Source organism: Ramlibacter sp. (assembly GCF_035706265.1).
GTDB lineage: Bacteria > Pseudomonadota > Gammaproteobacteria > Burkholderiales > Burkholderiaceae_C > Ramlibacter.
Genome location: NZ_DASSVG010000495.1, coordinates 1 through 2,834 on the forward strand (window position 1 = coordinate 1; position 2,834 = coordinate 2,834).

At 69.8% G+C, this 2,834-nt stretch carries 5 protein-coding genes and 1 pseudogene; 2 read left to right on the forward strand and 4 right to left on the reverse strand.

Annotated elements, in window-relative coordinates:
* Positions 1-369 (reverse strand): annotated as a pseudogene (locus VFM98_RS17710) (AraC family transcriptional regulator); the annotation flags it as partial.
* Between the two features lie 114 nt (positions 370-483).
* Here VFM98_RS17710 and VFM98_RS17715 point away from each other — a divergent pair.
* Both VFM98_RS17715 and VFM98_RS17720 read left to right on the forward strand, forming a co-directional pair.
* Positions 484-792 (forward strand): antibiotic biosynthesis monooxygenase, encoded by a 309-nt coding sequence (locus tag VFM98_RS17715; RefSeq protein WP_325111223.1) that lies wholly within the window; start codon positions 484-486, stop codon positions 790-792.
* 21 nt (positions 793-813) lie between these two features.
* The gene (locus tag VFM98_RS17720) at positions 814-1,200 is read left to right on the forward strand and encodes a DUF488 domain-containing protein (protein WP_325111224.1); all 387 of its coding nucleotides are present in this window, start codon (positions 814-816) and stop codon (positions 1,198-1,200) included.
* A gap of 45 nt (positions 1,201-1,245) precedes the next feature.
* Here VFM98_RS17720 and VFM98_RS17725 read toward each other — a convergent pair whose 3' ends face one another.
* The 3 genes from VFM98_RS17725 to VFM98_RS17735 form a co-directional block, all read right to left on the reverse strand.
* Positions 1,246-1,485 (reverse strand): hypothetical protein, encoded by a 240-nt coding sequence (locus tag VFM98_RS17725; protein WP_325111225.1) that lies wholly within the window; start codon positions 1,483-1,485, stop codon positions 1,246-1,248.
* Between the two features lie 32 nt (positions 1,486-1,517).
* A complete protein-coding gene (locus tag VFM98_RS17730; protein ID WP_325111226.1) occupies positions 1,518-2,432 on the reverse strand; it encodes an ion transporter in 915 nt (304 codons plus the stop codon).
* A 4-nt stretch (positions 2,433-2,436) separates the two neighbouring features.
* Positions 2,437-2,834, reverse strand: a 398-nt coding sequence (locus tag VFM98_RS17735) for an FAD-dependent oxidoreductase (RefSeq protein WP_325111227.1), incomplete at its 5' end; no start/stop codon positions are given.

Below are 2,834 nucleotides of genomic sequence, written 5' to 3' on the forward strand. Positions count from 1 at the left end.
GGCCAGCACGAAGGTTCCGATGCAGGCCGCCGCCACGCGCGCGCCGCCGCCATGCCACGCCTGCAGTGCCGCGCCGGCCTCGCGCACGTCGCGCCGCTCGAGCGCCTGCGCCAGTGGCCCGGGCATCTTGGCGCCGATGGCGGGCACGACGATGCAGTCGGGCGCGGCGCAATCCTCCACCGGCGCCACCGGAACCTGCATGCCTTGCGCGGTGCGCACCCGGCGCCGCACGCCGACCAGGTTCACGTCGAAGCGCAGCGACGTGACGCCCTGCAGCTGCGCGAGTTCGTTGGCGGTGGCGAAGGCGTCCATCACGGCCGCGAGGCCGGTGTCGAACGCGCCGTCGAGAACCAGGATGGCGATGCGCATGGCTTGGCAAGATCGCTATGAAACAAGTCCATTCTGGCCGTTCCCCCGCCACCGTGCGCGTGCCTACAGTCTCCCCCGTCGCCGTCGTGGCGATTCCCCACCAGGAGCAATCGGATGATCAAGTACGCCCTGTTCGCGCGGCTCGAAGCCAAGCCCGGCAAGGAAGAGGAAGTCGCCGCCTTCCTGCAGGCCGGCCTGCGCATGGCGCTGGAGGAAACCACCACGCCGATCTGGTTCGCGCTGCGGCTGGCGCCCGGCACCTTCGGCATCTTCGACGCCTTTCATGACCAGCAGGGGGTGCAGAACCACCTGGAAGGGCCGATCGCCCAGGCGCTGATGGCCAAGGCGGACGAACTGTTGGCGAAGCCGCCCTCCATCGAGCGCGTCGACGTGCTCGGGCTGAAGAATACCGGGGCCACCTGATCCTCTGCTAATCTCGGCGGCATGCCTGTCCGTATCGTCCGCCTCGGGACCCCGCGCGCTCCCGGCGAAGGCCTGCGCATCGGCACCGTGCGGCGGCCGCCGCGGGGCGTGCCCAAGGAGGAGTTCGCGCGCCGCGACTACTACGACACCTGGCTGCCCAATCTCGCGCCCAGCGCGGAGCTGATGGCCGAAGGCCAGGCCGCCCGGACGGACAAGGAATGGGCTGCGTTCAAGCGCAAGTACCGCAGCCAGATGAACGAGCCCGATGCGAGCCGCGTGCTGGACATGCTCGCGGCCCTCTCGCACCAGACCTCTTTCGCGGTGGGCTGCTACTGCGAGGACGAGCAGCACTGCCACCGCTCGGTGCTGCGCGAGCTGCTCGCGCAGCGCGGGGCCGAGATCGCCTGACGGCGCCGCCCCGGGCCCCCGCGTGCGCGGGGGCGACGGGAGCGCTCAGATCCCGAGGATCTTCTTCGCCTCGCCGAGCTCCTTCATGGACTCGGCGTGCTTGCCGGCCTTGTGCAGCTGCTCGCCCTCGTTGCGCAGCTTCATCACCTTGTCCGTCTGCTCCTTCGTCAGGTTGGGCTTGGTGGCCAGCTTGGCGTCGATGGCCTTCACTTCATTCGGGCAGTTGTGGGCCCAGGCGGAGACGGCCAGGAAGGCACCGGCGATGAGGACCAACGATTTACGCATGAAGTTCTCCGTTCTAAGAAGGGGTCGCCACCTTAGCGCAGGCCGGCGGGCGGCGGCTTCGCGTTTTCCCGCACCCCGTGGACGAGTGGCGCGGCGCAGATGCGGCAGTAGCGTGCATCGGCGGCATGGCCGCCGGCACCGCACTTGCCGCATGCGCGCTCGGGCCCGCCGTGCGCAGGCCCACCGTGCAGAGGCAGCCGGCGCGCCGTCATCTCCGCGGTGACGATGCCGGTGGGCACGGCCAGCGTCCCCCAGCCGATCAGCATCATCACCGAGGCGATGAAGCGGCCCGCCTCGGTCTGCGGCGTGATGTCGCCGAAGCCGACGGTGGTGATGGTCGTGACGGCCCAGTAGACGGAGGTCGGGATGTCGGTGAAGCCGTTCTTCGGCCCTTCCACCACGTACAGCAGCGTGCCGAGGATCAGCACCACCATCAGCACCGCCGAGAGGAACACCAGGATCTTGCGCCGGCTGGCGGCCAGCGCGTCGGCCAGCAGCTGGTACTCCAGCATGTAGTCGGTCAGCTTGAAGATCCGGAAGATGCGCAGCAGCCGCAGGATGCGCACGTCGATCAGCGCGTGCGTCGCCGGCAGCAGGATCGCCAAATAGGTGGGCAGCACCGACAGCAGGTCCACGATGCCGAAGAAGCTGCGCACGTAGCGCCAGGGCCGCTGCACGCTGACGATGCGCGCCAGGTACTCCACCGTGAACAGCGCGGTGAAGAACCACTCCGCCACGTCGAAGGCAGTGCGCCAGCGGGTGCGGAAGGCCGGCACGCTGTCGACGATCACCACCACCACGCTGACCAGGATGGCGGCGACGATGCACTTGTCGAAGAAGCGGCCCTCGGGCGTGTCGGACTCGAAGACGATCTCGAAGGTGCGCCGGCGCCAGCCGGAGGGCGGCTTGCCCAGCTCCGCTGCAGCGTCGACGACGACCAGGTTCATGCCGCTACAGCCGGTTGTGGATCGCGGTCGAGGCGATCGCGGCATGGCCCGCCGCCACCGTGATCTGGTTCAGGTCCATCGCCACGTCGCCGGCCGCATAGAGGCCGTCCACGGTGGTCTGCTGGTGCGCGTCCACCTCCAGCTGGCCGTCGGGCCGCGAGCGCGCGCCGAGCGCCGTGGCCAGGCTGCACTGGTGCTCGAGGCCCAGCGCCGGATAGAGGGTGTCGAATTCCAGCACCTGGCCGTTCTGCAGTTCCACCCGCACGCCGACGTCGCCGACGCCGCAATCGATGCGCCGCGGCGCGCTGGGGGCCAGGCGCACGCCGGCCGCGCGCAGCTGCGCGAGCTCCGGCGTGTCCACGTCCCGCTGCGTCTCCATGGCGAGCCAGGTCACCTGGTTGC